The sequence below is a fragment of the Methylopila capsulata genome (assembly GCF_016907975.1).
Classification (GTDB): Bacteria; Pseudomonadota; Alphaproteobacteria; order Rhizobiales; family Methylopilaceae; genus Methylopila; species Methylopila capsulata.
The window spans coordinates 154,477-169,884 of the sequence record NZ_JAFBCY010000002.1 but is presented as its reverse complement, the minus strand read 5'-3'; the positions used below and the strand labels follow the sequence as shown (position 1 = coordinate 169,884).

The 15,408-nt window shown below is 71.0% G+C and carries 15 protein-coding genes; 10 read left to right on the top strand and 5 right to left on the bottom strand.

The annotated features are described in order from the left end of the window. The first annotated feature begins 89 nt into the window (after positions 1 to 89). The 4 genes from JOD31_RS06505 to JOD31_RS06490 all read left to right on the top strand — a co-directional run bounded on the left by JOD31_RS06505 (position 90) and on the right by JOD31_RS06490 (position 4,148). Positions 90 to 2,141, top strand: a complete 2,052-nt coding sequence (locus JOD31_RS06505) for a tetratricopeptide repeat protein (RefSeq protein ID WP_204949503.1) — start codon at positions 90 to 92, stop codon at positions 2,139 to 2,141. A gap of 19 nt (positions 2,142 to 2,160) precedes the next feature. After that, positions 2,161 to 3,006: a 4-(cytidine 5'-diphospho)-2-C-methyl-D-erythritol kinase gene (locus JOD31_RS06500; RefSeq protein WP_204949502.1), complete on the top strand. Its 846-nt coding sequence runs from the start codon at positions 2,161 to 2,163 to the stop codon at positions 3,004 to 3,006. A gap of 7 nt (positions 3,007 to 3,013) precedes the next feature. Further along, complete coding sequence (locus JOD31_RS06495) at positions 3,014 to 3,334, top strand: YnfA family protein (RefSeq protein ID WP_204949501.1); 321 nt, start codon at positions 3,014 to 3,016, stop codon at positions 3,332 to 3,334. 289 nt (positions 3,335 to 3,623) lie between these two features. Continuing rightward, positions 3,624 to 4,148, top strand: a complete 525-nt coding sequence (locus tag JOD31_RS06490; RefSeq protein ID WP_204949500.1) for a hypothetical protein — start codon at positions 3,624 to 3,626, stop codon at positions 4,146 to 4,148. Positions 4,149 to 4,167: 19 nt separating this feature from the next. Here the strand turns inward: JOD31_RS06490 and JOD31_RS06485 are convergent, their stop codons facing one another. After that, positions 4,168 to 5,172 carry a polyprenyl synthetase family protein gene (locus tag JOD31_RS06485; RefSeq protein ID WP_204950393.1) on the bottom strand — a complete coding sequence of 335 codons (1,005 nt, stop codon included), beginning with the start codon at positions 5,170 to 5,172 and terminating at the stop codon, positions 4,168 to 4,170. Positions 5,173 to 5,590: 418 nt separating this feature from the next. Between JOD31_RS06485 and JOD31_RS06480 the strand changes: the two genes are divergently transcribed. Then, the gene (locus JOD31_RS06480) at positions 5,591 to 5,821 is read left to right on the top strand and encodes a putative signal transducing protein (RefSeq protein ID WP_103119449.1); all 231 of its coding nucleotides are present in this window, start codon (positions 5,591 to 5,593) and stop codon (positions 5,819 to 5,821) included. Beyond that, positions 5,818 to 6,633 (top strand): tRNA1(Val) (adenine(37)-N6)-methyltransferase, encoded by an 816-nt coding sequence (locus tag JOD31_RS06475; RefSeq protein ID WP_204949499.1) that lies wholly within the window; start codon positions 5,818 to 5,820, stop codon positions 6,631 to 6,633. The genes JOD31_RS06480 and JOD31_RS06475 overlap by 4 nt, the downstream gene beginning before the upstream one ends. Here JOD31_RS06475 and JOD31_RS06470 read toward each other — a convergent pair. Further along, positions 6,627 to 6,953, bottom strand: a complete 327-nt coding sequence (locus tag JOD31_RS06470; protein WP_204949498.1) for a hypothetical protein — start codon at positions 6,951 to 6,953, stop codon at positions 6,627 to 6,629. The two genes, JOD31_RS06475 and JOD31_RS06470, sit on opposite strands and share 7 nt — an antisense overlap. Positions 6,954 to 7,155: 202 nt before the next feature. Between JOD31_RS06470 and JOD31_RS06465 the strand changes: the two genes are divergently transcribed. From JOD31_RS06465 to JOD31_RS06455, 3 genes are all read left to right on the top strand, one after another. Beyond that, on the top strand, positions 7,156 to 8,037 hold the full coding sequence (locus tag JOD31_RS06465) for a S49 family peptidase (RefSeq protein WP_204949497.1): 882 nt from the start codon (positions 7,156 to 7,158) through the stop codon (positions 8,035 to 8,037). Between the two features lie 101 nt (positions 8,038 to 8,138). Further along, positions 8,139 to 8,333, top strand: coding sequence for a hypothetical protein (locus tag JOD31_RS06460; RefSeq protein ID WP_204949496.1), 195 nt, complete (start codon positions 8,139 to 8,141; stop codon positions 8,331 to 8,333). A gap of 81 nt (positions 8,334 to 8,414) precedes the next feature. Next, a complete protein-coding gene (locus JOD31_RS06455) occupies positions 8,415 to 9,344 on the top strand; it encodes a glycine--tRNA ligase subunit alpha (RefSeq protein WP_204949495.1) in 930 nt (309 codons plus the stop codon). A gap of 6 nt (positions 9,345 to 9,350) precedes the next feature. Here the strand turns inward: JOD31_RS06455 and JOD31_RS06450 are convergent, their stop codons facing one another. The 3 genes from JOD31_RS06450 to JOD31_RS06440 all read right to left on the bottom strand — a co-directional run bounded on the left by JOD31_RS06450 (position 9,351) and on the right by JOD31_RS06440 (position 14,158). Further along, positions 9,351 to 10,886, bottom strand: coding sequence for a flagellin N-terminal helical domain-containing protein (locus JOD31_RS06450; RefSeq protein WP_204949494.1), 1,536 nt, complete (start codon positions 10,884 to 10,886; stop codon positions 9,351 to 9,353). A gap of 10 nt (positions 10,887 to 10,896) precedes the next feature. Next, on the bottom strand, positions 10,897 to 12,720 hold the full coding sequence (gene flgK / locus JOD31_RS06445) for a flagellar hook-associated protein FlgK (protein ID WP_204949493.1): 1,824 nt from the start codon (positions 12,718 to 12,720) through the stop codon (positions 10,897 to 10,899). A gap of 64 nt (positions 12,721 to 12,784) precedes the next feature. Next, a complete protein-coding gene (locus JOD31_RS06440) occupies positions 12,785 to 14,158 on the bottom strand; it encodes a flagellar hook protein FlgE (RefSeq protein ID WP_204949492.1) in 1,374 nt (457 codons plus the stop codon). A 227-nt stretch (positions 14,159 to 14,385) separates the two neighbouring features. Here JOD31_RS06440 and pip point away from each other — a divergent pair, with 227 nt between their 5' ends. After that, the gene (pip, locus tag JOD31_RS06435) at positions 14,386 to 15,375 is read left to right on the top strand and encodes a prolyl aminopeptidase (RefSeq protein WP_204949491.1); all 990 of its coding nucleotides are present in this window, start codon (positions 14,386 to 14,388) and stop codon (positions 15,373 to 15,375) included. The last annotated feature ends 33 nt before the right edge of the window (positions 15,376 to 15,408 follow it).

Here is a 15,408-nt window from a genome sequence, read left to right as displayed (position 1 = left end):
TGTGGGCGCCCGGCGAACCGGTCCATGGTGGCGCCGATGCGCGGCCGTCGCGAAGCGACCCTGCGCGGAAGCCTCGGAGGTCCGGACACGTGACGTTCATCGATCGGCGCGCCGCCGCTTTCGCACTCGTTGCGGCGCTGTCCGCCGCGCCTGCGGCCGCCCGCGAAACCTCCTTCGACATCGATTCGCTGGCCGGCCGCTCCTCGCTCGCCGGCGCCTATCTCGCGGGCCGGGTGGCCGGCGCGCAGCGCGACGTCGACGCGGCCGCGGCCTTCTTCCGCGCGGCGTTGAAGGCCGATCCGCGGAACCCCCAGCTGCTCGAACGCGCCTTCCTTCTCAGCCTCGCCGAGGGCGGGGAGGGCGACGCGATGCGCCTCGCCGAACGGGTGGTCGCCGCCGATCCGACCAACCGGGTCGCGCAGCTCGCCTTGGCGGTGCGCTCGCTGAAGACCGGGGCCTACGGCTCGGCCCGCTCCGCGCTCGAAAAGGGCGCCCGCGGGCCGCTCGCCGATCTCAGCGTCAACCTGCTGACCGGCTGGTCCTGGGTCGGCTCCAACCAGCCGCAGCGCGCCTTCGCCGCGCTCGACAAGCTTCAGGGCGCGGACTTCTTCGGCGCCTTCCGCGATTATCACGCGGCGCTGATCGCGGACCTCACGGGCCGGAAGGACGAAGCCGAGAAGCGGTTCGCCTCCGCGCTTTCCGGCGACGGCGCCGCCCTCCGCGTGGCGCTCGCCGCGGCCTCGTTCCGGGCCCGCAACGGCGATCCGGCCGGCGCGCTGAAGGCGCTCGACGATTTCGAGAAGAACGGGCCGCGCCACCCGCTCGCCCGCGAGATGCGCGAGATGATCGCCCAGGGCCGCCCGCCTGCGCGTGTGGCCTCGAACGCCCAGGAGGGCGTGGCGGAGGTGCTCTACGGCATCGGCGGCGCGCTCGCCCGGCAGGGCGGCGAGGATCTCGCCACCGTCTACCTCCAGCTGGCGCTCTACGTTCAGCCCGAGCACCCGATGGCGCTCGTCACGCTGGCCGATCTCTACGACCAGCTGAACCAGTACGAAGACGCGATCGCGATCTACGAGCGCGTGCCCGCGTCCTCGCCGCTGAAGCGCAACGCGGACATCCAGAGCGCGATCGACCTCGACCGCCTCGACAAGACCGACGAGGCGAAGGCGCGCCTCGCCAAGCTGATCGCCGCGGCGCCGGACGACCAGGAGGCGCTGGTCGCCCTCGGCAACATCGAGCGCGGGCGCGAGCAGTTCAAAGAGGCGGCCGAGACCTACACCAAGGCGATCGATCTGATCGCCGCCGCGAAGACCGCGGAGCCGGCGGCCGCTGCGCCTGCGCCTGCGGCCGCACCTCAGGCGGACGGTGCGTCGAGGCCCTACGTCATCAAAGCCGGCGACAGCCTCTGGACGCTCGCCCGCGACCATCTGGGCGACCCGAAGCGCTGGCCGGAGCTCGCCGCGTTCAACCGCGCGAACGGCGTGCGCATCCCGCGGTCCGGCGCGCTCGCGCCGGGGCAGACGATCGTGCTGCCGGCGCAGGCGCAGGCCGCCGAAGCTGCGGCGACGCCCGCGTCCGCCCCCGTGGCGGCCGCTGCCGCCGCCCAGCCGGCCGCGCCGAGCCGGGCCGACTGGTCGCTCTATTACGTCCGCGGCATCGCCTACGAGCGCTCGAAGGAGTGGGCGAAGTCCGAGGCCGACCTGAAGAAGGCCCTGTCGCTGGTCCCCGATCAGCCGCTCGTGCTCAACTACCTCGGCTACTCCTGGATCGACCAGGGCATCCACCTCGACGAGGGGATGAAGATGATCCAGAGGGCGGTCGAGCTGCGGCCCGACGACGGCTACATCGTGGACAGCCTCGGCTGGGCGCACTTCAAGCTCGGCCAGTTCGACGACGCGGTCCGCGAGCTGGAGCGCGCGGTCGAGCTTCGGCCGCAGGACCCGGTCATGAACGACCACCTCGGCGACGCCTACTGGAAGGTCGGCCGCAGGCTCGAGGCGGGGTTCCAGTGGAGCCACGCCCGCGACCTGAACCCGGAGCCGGACGAGCTGAAGAAGATCGAGGCCAAGCTCAAGGACGGCCTGCCGGAGACGCCTCCGACCAACGCCGCCGACGCGCAGGAGAAGAAGGGCGGCGGCTGAGGCCGGGCGACGGCGCGCGATGCCGCTTCGCGAACGCGCCCCGGCCAAGGTCAACCTGACGCTCCATGTGCTCGGGCGCCGGGACGATGGCTATCACGACCTCGACAGCCTGACCGCCTTCGCCGGCTGCGCCGCGGACGCGCTGACGCTCGAGCCCGCCGCGCCCTTCGGGCTGACGGTCGACGGGCCCTTCGCCCGTCCGGCGGGGGACGGAGACGACAACCTCGTGCTGAAGGCCGCCCGCGCCCTCGCGGCGCGCGTCGACGGCCTCGCGCTCGGCGGCTTTGCCCTGACGAAGCGCATTCCGGTGGCCGCGGGCCTCGGCGGCGGCTCCGCGGACGCCGCGGCGGCGCTGCGGCTGCTGGCGCAGCTCAACGGGCTTGCGAACGACGACCCGCGCCTTCTCGACGCCGCGGCCGAGGCCGGCTCCGACGTGCCGGTGTGCCTGCGCTCCCGGGCCGCGCGCATGACCGGGCGCGGCGAGGTGGTCACGCCCGTCGAGATCGCGCCGACGCCGGCGGTGCTGATGAACCCCCTGCGTCCCGCGCCGACGGCCGAGGTGTTCCGCGCGCTGGGTCTCGCCCCCGGCGAGACGCGCGACGGCGACGCGCCGCCGGATGACGTCGCGGCCTGGATCGCCCGCGGCCGCAACGACCTGGAGGCGGCGGCGGTCCGCATCGCGCCGGAGATCGCGGCCGGGCTTCTGATGCTCGCCTCCCAGACGGGCTGCCGGACCGCGCGCATGTCGGGCTCCGGCGCGACGGTGTTCGGCCTGTTCGGCTCGCCGCAGGAGGCCCGCCGCGCCGCGCGCGCGCTGGCGAAGGCCGCGCCCGCCTGGTGGGTGCGCTCCACGATGCTGCGCTGAGGCACGCATGACGCCGGTCATCTATGTCGCCGCCGCGCTGGCCGAAATCGCCGGCTGCTTCGCCTTCTGGGCGGTGCTCCGGCTCGGCGCGACGCCGGCGTGGCTCGCGGCGGGCGCGGCCTCGCTCGTGCTGTTCGCCTGGCTCCTCACGCTGGTCGACGCCGCGGCCGCCGGCCGCGCCTACGCGGCCTATGGCGGCGTCTACGTCGCGGCCTCGCTCGGCTGGCTCTGGGCGGTGGAGGGCGTCCGGCCCGATCGCTGGGACCTCACGGGCTCCGCGATCTGCGTCGCCGGCGCGGCGGTGGTGCTGTTCGGGCCGAGGGGGTGAGGTCGGGCTTCGTCTTTTCTTCACGTCCGGACGACATCCTCCGTCGTGGATACAGACAGAGCGAAGAAGAATGAGCGATTCCAGCGGCCCGGGGCCGATCGAGCTGACGAAGGACGCCTTTGTCCAATCCGGGCGCGCGGCATGGGCCATGACGCCCATCTTCGGCGCGATCTTCGCAGGCTTCGCGCTGCTAGCGCTATGGCAGGACGCTCTGACCGTCGGCGCTCCGAAATCGCTTGATGCGGGCCGCGTGGCCGCATCTCTCGCGATTATGGTCGCATCAAGCGGATTGACCGCGCTGCTCGCCGTCGTCGTGCACCGGTACATCCTGCTGCGAGAGATCGCCGGGTTCGCCGATCTTCCACGGCTCGTCCCGATCGTCCTCGAGTTCGCAGTCGTAACCCTGATCCTTCAGATGATCGTTGCGGCGGTGACGCTGATCCTCGTTCCGATCGCCTTGGCGTCCAACTCTGGCTTCGTGTTCGGGGTGATCATCACGGCCGTCATCGTCGCGGCGACTTACGCCGGGCTTCGCATTTCCCTGGTGTTTCCGGCGATCGCGGTCGAAACGCCTGGCCGCAGCCTTCGGGCGGCGTTCCGAGCCAGCCGAGGGGCGGTCCTCAGGCTCTTCCTCGCGGCGATGATGTCGGCGCTAGCCATCACGGCGGCAGCCGTGGCGGTGGGGGCGCTGTTCGCCCGCGCGCCGTCTGTCGCCCTCGTGGCGGAGGTCGCCTTCGACATTGCGATCATCGCCGTCGGAGTCGCGATCGTTTCGCAGGTCTACGCCTGGCGCAGGCGGCAACCGGAGGAATGAAACGACGCGCGCTGAAGGTTCAGTGCGCCCGCGCCGTGACAAACCCCACCACGTCCAGCAGCGGCTTCGCCTGCGGCCGGTCCTGGAACAGGGCGAGGGCGTCGCGGGCCATCGCGCCGTAATGGCGGGCGCGCTCCAGCGTGGCGTCGATCGCGCCGTGCTTAGCGAGCAGACGGATCGCCTCGGGAAGGTCGCCGTCCTCGATCTTCCCCTCTTCGAGGGTGCGCTTCCAGAAGGCGCGCTCGTCCTCGGAGCCGCGGCGGTAGGCGAGCACGACGGGCAGGGTGATCTTGCCCTCGCGGAAGTCGTCGCCGACCTTCTTGCCGAGCTTGGCCTCGCGTCCGCCGTAGTCGAGCGCGTCGTCGACCAGCTGGAAGGCGATGCCGAGGTTCATGCCGTAGGACCGGGCGGCGGCCTGCTCCGCCTTCGGGCGGTTCGCGATCACCGGCCCGACCTCGCAGGCGGCGGCGAACAGGGCGGCGGTCTTGCCGCGCACCACGGCGAGGTAGTCGTCCTCGGTGGTCGCGGTGTTCTTGGCGGCGGCGAGCTGCATCACCTCGCCCTCGGCGATCACGGCCGCTGCGTCGGCGAGGATGCGGAGCGCCTCGAGCGAGCCGACCTCGACCATCATCTTGAAGGCCTGGCCGAGCAGGAAGTCGCCCACCAGCACGCTCGCCTCGTTGCCCCAGAGCATGCGGGCGGCGAGCTTGCCGCGGCGCATCTCGGAGCCGTCGACCACGTCGTCGTGCAGCAGCGTCGCGGTGTGCATGAACTCGACGGAGGCCGCGAGCTTCACGTCGCCGTCGCCGGAATAGCCGGAGAGAGCCGCGGTCGCGAGCGTCAGCATCGGGCGCAGCCGCTTGCCGCCGGAGTTGATGAGATGGTTCGCGACTTCGGGAATCATCGCCACGTCCGATCCCGTGCGGGACAGGATGAAGGCGTTGACGCGCTCCATGCCGGGCGTAACGAGCTCCACGAGCGGGCCGACGCCGGCGATCTCGCCGGTCTCCGACCGCTCGTCCAACGGTACCACCACGCCCAAACCCGGCGCTCCTCGACGGTTGCGAACGGGGCGGACCCTACCCAGAGGCCTCCAGAGGCACAAGCCGAAACGTCGGGAGGCAGACCGTCAGTGCGCGCCGAGCGCCTGACCGACGGCCTTGGCCGCCATCAGTTGCTGGGAGGCGAGGACCACCAGGAGTATGGCGACGATGAGGGCGGTCAACTCGGTACGCATGGCGCTCTTCACTCACGAGGGCGTCGGTCACAGCCGGGACGATCGAGGGCGGTCGGGGCGCAAGTGGGGCCGGCGTGAGGCCATCGCCGCCTAAGATGTAAACGCACGGCAACGTTCGCCCCGCTGTGGCGCCGCCGCCACGTCGTGCGTTGCTCCCGCCACCTCGGCGGGCCATCATGGCCGCGTCGAAACCGAACGGAACGCGATGCAGGAAATCCTCAGAAGCAACGACCGGGTGCTGCTCTCCTTCGTGCAGGCCACCCTGACCGACGCCGGTCTGGAGCACATCGTGCTCGACGCGAACATGAGCGTCCTCGAAGGCTCGCTCGGCATTCTCGCGGCCCGCGTGCTGGTCGGCGACGAGGACGCGGCGGAGGCCCGGCGCATTCTGGCGGAGAGCGGCCTGTCGCACGAGCTTCGCCCCGAGCCGCAGTGAGCGGCGACCTTTCCGACGACCTGTTCTTCGGCGGGCGGCTGAAGCTGCTGCAGCCCCGCAAGGGCCACCGCGTCGGCACCGACGCGGCGCTGCTGACCGCGGCTGCGCGCGGCCGGATGGCGGACGGCGCGCGGGTCGCGGATTTCGGGGCCGGCGTGGGCGCCGTCGGCCTGTCGCTCGCCCTTAGCGGAGCCGGCCGCATGACGCTGGTGGAGATCGATCCGGCGACGGCGGGGATCGCCGCCGAGAACATCCGGCGCAACGGCCTCGACGACACGGTCGAGCTCCGGATCTGCAACGTCGCGGACGTCGGGCGGCGCGACGGCTCGCCCCGCCGCGACTCGCTCGATCTGGTGGTCGCGAACCCGCCCTTCGACGCGACGCGCCGGTTCCGCGCCTCGCCGGACGCCGACAAGGCCCGCGCCCATGCGGCGGACGAGGGGCTGGTGGAAATCTGGATGCGCGCGGCCGCCCGGGTGCTGAGGCCCGGAGGCGGCCTCGTCATGATCCATCGCCCGGAGGCGATCGGCGAGCTGGTCGCGCGGGCGGAGGGGCGCTTCGGCGAGGCGCGGCTGCGGGCGGTGCATGCGCGCGCCGACGAGCCGGCGATCCGCGTCCTGTTCGCGGCGCGAAAAGGCAGCCGCGGCGCGCTCGCGTTGCTGCCGCCCTTCGTGCTTCACGGGGAGGGCGACGGCTTCACCCCGGAGGCGATGGACGTCCAGCGCGGCCGGGCGGCGCTCGCGATGGACGACATGAAAACGCCGGCCGCGAGGGCCGGCGTTCGCGTCGGGGCCGACGGCCCGGATCAGTAGTAGCGGCGGCCGCAGACCTCGCGGGTGCGGGTCACGTAGCGGTAGCCGTTCCACGACCGCACGGTCGTCACGCGGCAGCGCGGACGCGCCGGGCCATAGCCGTAATAGCGCGGGCGGGGCGCGTAGTAGCCGTAGTACGGACGCTCCCGGTAGCGGTGGCGATAGCCGCGGTGATAGGCCGGCTGGTAGTAGCCGCCGCCGTAGTAGCCGGGGCTGCCCACCCCGACGCGCACCGACACGTCGCCCGCGGAGGCGGCCGTCGGGACGGCCGCGAAGCCGCCAGCGGCGAGGGCTGCGGCGAGAACGAACTTACGAAACATGGCGTCCTCCTCAGGACAGGGGCGGCGCGCGATGCCGCGGAGCGCCCTGAAAGCCGTCGGCTCGCGCCGTCTGCGTCATCGCAGACCAACCAAGCCGTCTTGCACACAGAAATAGGCGGCGACCCCTGAATTCTCTCTGAGCCCTTTGTTCATCGAGCGTTCATCGACGCCGCCCGCGTTGGCGCCGCCGCCTCGGGCGCCTATGTCTCGGCGCATGAGCCTCTCGACCTCCGCCCGCCTCCGGGCCGCCCTTCGCCCCGTTCTGCCAGAACGCTGGCGAACGCCCTCCACCGTCGTCCCCGTCGTCCGCATCCAGGGCGCGATCGGGATCGGCACGCCGTTCCGCCCCGCGGTCACGCTGTCGAGCGTCGCCGGGCCGCTGGAGAAAGCCTTCGCGGTCGAGGGCGCCAAGGAGGTCGCGGTCATCGTGAACTCGCCCGGCGGCTCGCCGGTTCAGGCGCACCTCATCTGCCGCCGGATCCGCCAGCTCGCGGAGGAGACGGGCCTTCCCGTCACCATCGTGGTCGAGGACGTCGCCGCGTCCGGCGGCTACATGATCGCCTGCGCCGGCGACGAGATCGTCGCCGACCCCTCGTCGATCGTCGGGTCCATCGGGGTCGTCTCCGCAGGCTTCGGCTTCGACCGCGCGATCGAGCGCCTCGGGATCGACCGGCGCCTCTACACCTCCGGCGAGAACAAGGCGATCCTCGACCCTTTCCAGCCGGAGAAGGCCGAGGACGTCGAGCGGCTTAAGGAGATCCAGCGCGAGGTTCACGAGCATTTCATCGCGCTCGTGAAGGAGCGCCGCGGGGCGTCGCTCTCGGACGACGCCGAGCTGTTCACCGGGGCGTTCTGGACCGCCTCGTCGGGCCTCGCGCTCGGCCTCGTCGACCGCATCGGGGACCTGCGCTCCGTCATGCGCGAGCGCTGGGGGGACAAGGTCGAGCTGCGGCTGATGACGAAGCGGACGCCGCTGCTCAAGCGGCTGATGGGCCGCGGGGCTGAGGGCGTGGAGGCGAGCCTGCCCGATGAGGCGATGGCGGCGATCGAGGCGCGCGCGCTCTGGTCGCGCTTCGGCCTGTGAGCCTCGGGCGGCAGGCTCTCTTGCCTGTCGCCGCAACGGCGTCATGATCGCGGGCGACGCTTGCCGTCCGCCAGTTCGGGTTCAACGCTTCGGAGACCGCGATGCCGCCGTTCCTCGTCTTCGCCGCCGCCGCCGCGGGCGCCGTCTACGGCGCGAAAGCGATCAAGCGCGAATGGCGGCGCATCAACCGCGAACTCGAGGCCGCGGACCGCAACGGCGTCGACGCGGACAAGGCGTTGCGCCCCACGCTGCGCCGGGACCCCGCGACCGGCGAATGGCGGCCGGGCGGCCAGTGACGGCCTGCGCGGCTTGACCCTGAAGGGCCGCCGCGACTAGCGTCCGCGCGCTTCTCCCGCCCTTCCGGAACGCGACGCCCCATGACCTCCGACGACGCCCTGAGCCCTTCCCGTTCGTTCCAGGGGCTTATCCTGACGCTGCAGCGGTTCTGGGCGGCGCAGGGCTGCGTCGTGCTGCAGCCCTACGACATGGAGGTCGGCGCCGGCACGTTCCATCCGGCGACGACGTTGCGCGCGCTCGGCCCGCGGCCCTGGAAGGCGGCCTACGTGCAGCCCTCCCGGCGCCCGAAGGACGGCCGCTACGGCGAGAACCCGAACCGCTTCCAGCACTACTATCAGTTCCAGGTGATCCTGAAGCCGTCGCCGGCAAATCTGCAGGAGCTCTATCTCGACAGCCTGAAGGCGATCGGCCTCGACCCCTCGGTGCACGACGTGCGCTTCGTCGAGGACGACTGGGAGAGCCCGACGCTGGGCGCCTGGGGGCTCGGCTGGGAGTGCTGGTGCGACGGCATGGAGGTGTCGCAGTTCACCTATTTCCAGCAGGTCGCCGGCGTCGACTGCGACCCGGTCTCGGGCGAGCTGACCTACGGTCTCGAGCGCCTCGCGATGTACATCCAGGGAGTCGACCGCGGCTTCGACCTGAACTTCAACGGCCGCGACGGCGACGAGAAGGTGACCTACGGCGACGTGTTCCGGCAGGCCGAGCAGGAGTACTCCCGCTACAACTTCGAGCACGCCGACGTCGACCTGCTGAAGCGGCATTTCGAAGACGCCGAGGCGGAGTGCCAGGCGCTGCTGAAGGCCGGCGAAGCGGGCGAGGGCCGACACCTGATGGCGATGCCCGCCTACGACCAGGCCATCAAGGCCAGCCACGCCTTCAACCTGCTCGACGCGCGCGGCGTCATCTCGGTGACCGAGCGCCAGAGCTACATCCTGCGCGTGCGCGAGCTGGCGAAAGCCTGCGGCGCGGCCTGGCTGAAGACCGAGGCCGGCGGCGCCAAGGCGGCCTGACCAGCGTCAGAGGTAGTTGACGAGGCTGAGCGACTTGAGGGTCGCCGCCACGCTGTAGCTCGCCTCGATGCTCGACTGCAGCGCAAGGATCTTCACCGTCACCTCGTCGCTGTCGGCGTCGACGACGCCGGACAGCGCGTCTTCCGCGAGGGCGCGGGCGGCGTCGTGACGATCGCCCGCCGCCTTGACCGAGGTGTTGGCGATGGCGAGGTCGGAGGCGACCGACTGCAGGGCGGACGAGGTTTCGGTCGAGGACAGCGCGCCCACCGTCCGCTCGCGCAGGGCCTCGTAGCGGGCCTCGGCGTTTTCATCGCTCGCCGAGAAGGTCGTGGCGGAGAGCACCGCCAGCGACTTGATCACGTTCGCGAAGGCCTCCTCGTTGGCGCGGGCGCCGTAGGACACGCTGACGCCGTCGGCCACCTTCGCGGTTGCGGCGTCCCGCGGATCGGCCGTGGAGCTGTCGCCCTGGTACCAGGCCACGGTGCGGGCCGCGGTGCCGGTCGTGTCGAGCGCGGTCGCGCCCTGGAGCGCGGCCGCCCGCTCGGCCTGGGTCGCGTAGGTCCCGTCGAAGCCGGCGACGCGGGCGGGCTCGCCGCCGCTGGTGAAGAAGTCGTCTCCGGCCGCGACCGCCGAGGCCGCGGTCAGCGAGGTGTCCGCGAGCGTCTTGAGCGAGCCGTCGAAGGCGGCCTGAAGGTTCGCGGTGGTCTCTTCCGGCGTCGCGCCGATCAGGAACTCGCCGTCCTGCAACGCCGCGCCGTCGTCGGTTCGGGCGGTGAGCGTCATCTGCTCTGTCGATCCGTCGGGCAGCGTCAGCGTCACGGTGACCGACTGGCCGTCGGAGGGCGCGCCGTCGACGCCGAGCGTCAGCGTCGCGGGATCGCCGGTCGGGCCCTCCACGACGCCCCCGGTGAGGGATGAGGACACGGCGGAGAGCTTGAAGCCGAAGGGGCCCGACGCCTCCTCCGACACGGTGAAGGAGGTTCCGTTCGCTCCCGACACGTCGAGCCGGCCCCGGCCGTCCGCGCCGAGATCGGCGAGGCCGCGTTCGTAGATCACGGTCTTCAGTCCGGCCTTGTCGCCGTCGTCGGCCAGCATCTGCTCCGCCGTCAGCACGGGCTTAGCGTCGGTCGAAGCGCCCGAGAACAGATAGCGGCCGTCGGAATCGGTGTTGAGGTAACCGATCGCCTCGTCGAGATAGGCCCCCGCCTGCGACTGCGTCGCGGTCTGGCCGCCGGAGAGGCTGTAGCTCGCGCTCGAGTCGAAGCTCGCGATCTCCGAGGCGATGGTGTCGAGCCCGTCGACCACGGTGCTCATGACGCCGATGCGGGAGCTGATGATCGCCCCGACGCTGTCATAGGAGTCGAGCTGCGTCAGCTTCGCCTTCATGGCGAGCGCCACGTCGCGGCCCGTTCCGAGACCGGCGTAGGTCGAGGACACCTTGCCGGTCGCCAGTTGCTCCGAGAGATCCTGAAGCTTGGCGCTGTTGTTCGCCATCGCCTTCAGCAGGCTCGGGCTGTAGAGGCTCGATGCGATCGTCGTCATCGGTCCGCCCTTACGCCTGCAGCAGCATGTCGATCATCTCCTTGACCGCCGTCATCACGCGCGCATTGGCGCTGTAGGCGGTCTGAAGCGTGATCAGGTTCGTGAGCTCGGAGTCGACGTCGACCCCGGATTTCGACGCGTAGCGATCCTGCAAGGCGGAGACGACGGCTGACTGGCTCTCGGAGACGCGCGTCGCCGTTGCGCTGGCCGACGCCTGATAGGCCACGATGTCCTGGGCGAACTCCCCGATCGTCCCGCTGTAGCCGGACGACGCGCCGCCGAGGCCGGCGTCGGTCCGGAAGCCGCGGTCGGTCTTCAGCGCATCGACCAGGAAGTCGGCGCGCGTGGAGTCGCTCGCCGCGGCCGTCGACGAGTAGGCCGTAAGCAGCGCGGGATCGTCGGTGACGGCGGAGTTCACCGCGATGCGGCCCGCGAAGCCCGTCCGCTGGTCGCCGCCGTCGAGGCTGCCGGAGTAGATCGCGTCGCCCGCGTCCACGAACAGCGGCAGCGCCACGCCGTCGTCGCTGAGAACGGTGGCGGTGATCTTCGACGAGCCGCCAGCGACGGTCACGCTCGCGTCCGACGCCGTGAAGGCGAAGCCGCCGGCGGTTTCGGCCGCGTCGATGTCGATCCCTGCGGCCGCCAGCGCCGCGTCGATGTCGTCGGCGGCCGTCGCCGAGGCGAAGTCGACTCCGATCACGGTGTCGTCGGGATCGGCCGTGACGCCGCCGTGGAGCGGCAGCCGCGCGGGGTCCGTGACGTTCACCAGGGTCACCGTCCGGGTCTTGCCGCCGGACGTGTAGGAGACCGTCATCGTGTCGCCGGGCTGGGCGCCCGCGGTCGAAAGGTCGACGCCGCCCGTGACCGCCGCTCCGGCGACGGTCGTTGAGCCGAAGGCCTGGGCGAGGTTCGCCGCCAGCTCGTCGAGCTGGGCCTGCGCCTCGGGCAGCGTCTCGTCGCGCAGCTCGGCGAGCGCGCGCAGCTCGCCGGATTTGAGGCCGCCGTCCGCCAGCAGGTCGGCCGAATAGCCGGAGGAGCGCGTGAGCGTGATCGTGCCGAGCGTGCTCTCGGAGGCGTCGTCGGAATAAGCCTTCTGCGGCGTGACATTGGACGTCGGCTCGAACGACAGCCGCGAGGCCTCGCCGGCGTCGTAGAGCGTGAGGCCGCTGGTCGTCGCGATCCGCACGTCGCCCGATCCGGTGTCGGTCACCTTCACGTCCATCAGCGCGGCGAGCTCGTTGATCGCCTGGTCGCGTTGGTCCTGAAGCGCGGCGCGGGTTCCGTCGTCGTTGGAGGCGACGATCTTCCGCGAGAGATCCTGGATCGACGTGAGCGCCTCGTTCGCGACGTCGACGCCGCTCGCGAGCGCGTCGTCGGCGTTTTGGCGCAGGCCCTGCACGCCGTTCGAGGCGTCGTTCAGCGCCTGCGCCAGCAGGACGGCCTCCTGCACGGCCGAGCCCTGCGTCGTCGTGCTGTCGGGCGACGTCGCCAGCGCGTCGAAGGCCGACGAGAGGCTGGAGACGAGGCTGTCGATCGAGGTGTCGCCGTCCACGGTGCTGAAGAGCGACTGCAGCTGGTCGAGGTAGTCCGCCTTGGTGGAGGCGTTCGCGGAGGTCGCGCTCTCGGACCGCAGCTGGCGCTGCAGGTAGAGGTCTATCTGGCGCTTGACCTCCGTGACCTTCACGCCGCCGGTCGCGCTCTGCTCTGTGGTGAGCGACTTCGCGACATAGCCGGGCGTGCTCGCGTTCGCGACGTTGTTCGCGACGAGATCGAGCCCGGCCTGGGTGGTCCTCAGGCCGGAGAGCGCGGTGGAAAGCGAGGCGGAAAGGCCCATCGTCACGCCTGATCAAGAGCGGTCGGCCGGCGCGCCGCCGGAAGCGGCGGCGCCGGGAACGACGTCAACGGAGCATCTGGAGGACGTCGTCCATCATGGAGTTCGCGGTCGTCACGACGCGCGTGTTGGCCGAGTAGGCCTGCTGCGTGACGATGAGCTTGGTGAACTCGTCCGCGATATCGACGTTCGATCCCTCGATCGCGCTGCCGACGATCGACGAGCCGCTGCCGAGGGACGCCGGGCCGGACGCGTCGGTGACGGCGAAGGCGCCGCCGTCCATCTGCTTCAGCTGGTTGTCCGCGGCGAAGGTCGCGACGGGGATCTCGTACAGCGTCTTGGTCTTGCCGTTGCTGTAGGTCGCCACCAGCGAGCCGCCGTCCTCGATCGCCAGGCTCGTCATCTCGCCGGAGGCGACGCCGTTCTGGTTGAGCTTTGAGGTCGTCACGGCGCCGGCGCTGTCGGCGTACTGGGTCAGGCCCGCGCCATGGTTGAGGGACACGTCGCCGTAGCTCGTGCCGTCGATCGTCAGACCGGTGATCGTGGTGGCGCCCGAGGACGGCGTCGTCAGCTTGCCGTCCTGGAAGACATAGCCCTGCGCGCCCGCGGTCCCGGCGTCGGCGTCGATCTGGGTCCAGGCCGTCTCCGTTCCGGTCGCGGTCGAATCCGACATGTAATACAGCGACCAGGTGTCGTCGGCGCCCGAGGTCGCGTCCGCGTTGGCGGTCTTCCCCCAACGGACCTCGAGCTCCTTCGCGGCGCCGTTCTGGTCGTAGACGGTCACCGAGCCGCCCGCGACGGAGTTCGCGAGGAAGTCGTCCGCGTCGTCGCCCGAGATCGCCGCGCCGAAGGACGAGTCCAGCAGGTACGAGGTCGGATCGGTCGCGTCGTAGTTTTCGGTCTGCGGCGCGGTCGGAAGGTTCGCCTGATACGTGACGGTGGTGGTCTTGGCGGCGGGGTAGAGTTCGTCGTTGGACAGGTCGATCACCTCAGGGGTGCTCGAGGCCGCGCCCGAGGCCGACACGCGGTTGCCCATCAGGTAATAGCCGGCGCCGTTGACGAGGTTGTCGTTTTTGTCGAGCTCGAAGTCGCCGCGGCGGGTGTAGAGATCGGTTCCCGTAAAGGTCGTCGCTCCGTTCGCCGTGCCGGTCGAATCCTGGACCAGCAGATAGCCGTCGCCGCTGATCGCGACCGAGGTCGACGATTCAGCGTCCGTGACGGTGCCCTGCACGTCGTTGGTGGGGCGGGAATAAGCCTTCACGGAGCCCGAGGACTGGGTCTTCGCGCTGGAGGAATCCGTCACCAGATCCTGGAAGGCGGTGTCGGTCCGCTTGTAGGCGGTCGTCGACGAGTTCGCGATGTTCCCCGAGATGTTCTCGAGCGCGTAGGACTGAGCGCTGAGGCCGCTCACCGCCGTGGTCAATGCTCCGTAGATGCCCATCGTACTCTCCTCGAACTGGCGGTCCCCGCGCCTGTCGGACGGAGCAAGCGCTGGGCCAAGACGAGAACGTTGAATTTTGAACGGTTTCTTGGACCTGCGGCTCCCGCCCGACCGGACCTCTTCTGCCGGCCGGCACAATCTGCCGGCCCCGGCGCGCGGTTGACGGACGTCGGCGACGCGATCACCGTCGCGCGGATTCGAACGGCGCGCTGGAGCGGAGCGACGACATGGCGGATGCAAGACGCGCGGCGGTCGGCGACAGGCGCACGCTCTACCCGCCGATCGAGCCCTACGATCATGGCATGCTCGACGTCGGCGACGGCCACCAGGTCTACTGGGAGCTGTGCGGCAACCCGCGCGGCGCGCCCGTGGTGTTTCTCCACGGCGGGCCCGGCGGCGGCTGCGGGCCGGCGCACCGCCGCCTGTTCGACCCGAAGCGCTACCGCATCCTGCTGTTTGACCAGCGCGGCTGCGGGCGCTCGACCCCGCACGCGAGCCTCGAGGCCAACACCACCTGGGACCTCGTCGCGGACATCGAGCGGCTGCGCGTCATGACGGGCGCGGAGCGCTGGCTCGTCTTCGGCGGCTCCTGGGGCTCGACGCTCGCGCTGGCCTACGCCGAAACCCACCCGGAGAGGGTCTCCGGGCTCGTCCTTCGCGGGATCTTCACGCTCCGGCGTTTCGAGCTCGACTGGTACTACCAGTCCGGCGCGTCGCTGCTCTTCCCGGACAAGTGGGAGCAATTCCTCGCGCCGATCCCCGAGACCGAGCGCGGCGACCTGATCGCGGCCTACCGCAAGCGGCTGATCGGCGACGACGCCGCGGCGCGGCTGGAGGCGGCGAAGGCCTGGAGCGTGTGGGAGGGCGAGACGATCACCCTGCTGCGCGACCCGGCCATCACCGGCCAGCATGGCGGCGACGCCTATGCGCTCGCCTTCGCGCGGATCGAGAACCACTACTTCACCCACGCCGGCTGGATGGAGGAGGGGCAATTGATCCGCGACGCGCACAAGCTCCGCGGGGTGCCCGGGGTGATCGTCCAGGGCCGCTACGACGTGGCGACCCCGGCGGTGACCGCCTGGGACCTGCACAAGGCCTGGCCGGAGGCGGAGCTGCACATCGTCGACGACGCCGGCCACGCCTATTCGGAGCCGGGGATCCTCGACCGTCTGGTGCGGGCCACCGACAGCTTCGCGACGCGCTTGACGCCTTCTTGATTTGAACCGGCGAGGTCCGCGCCTACCTCCCGT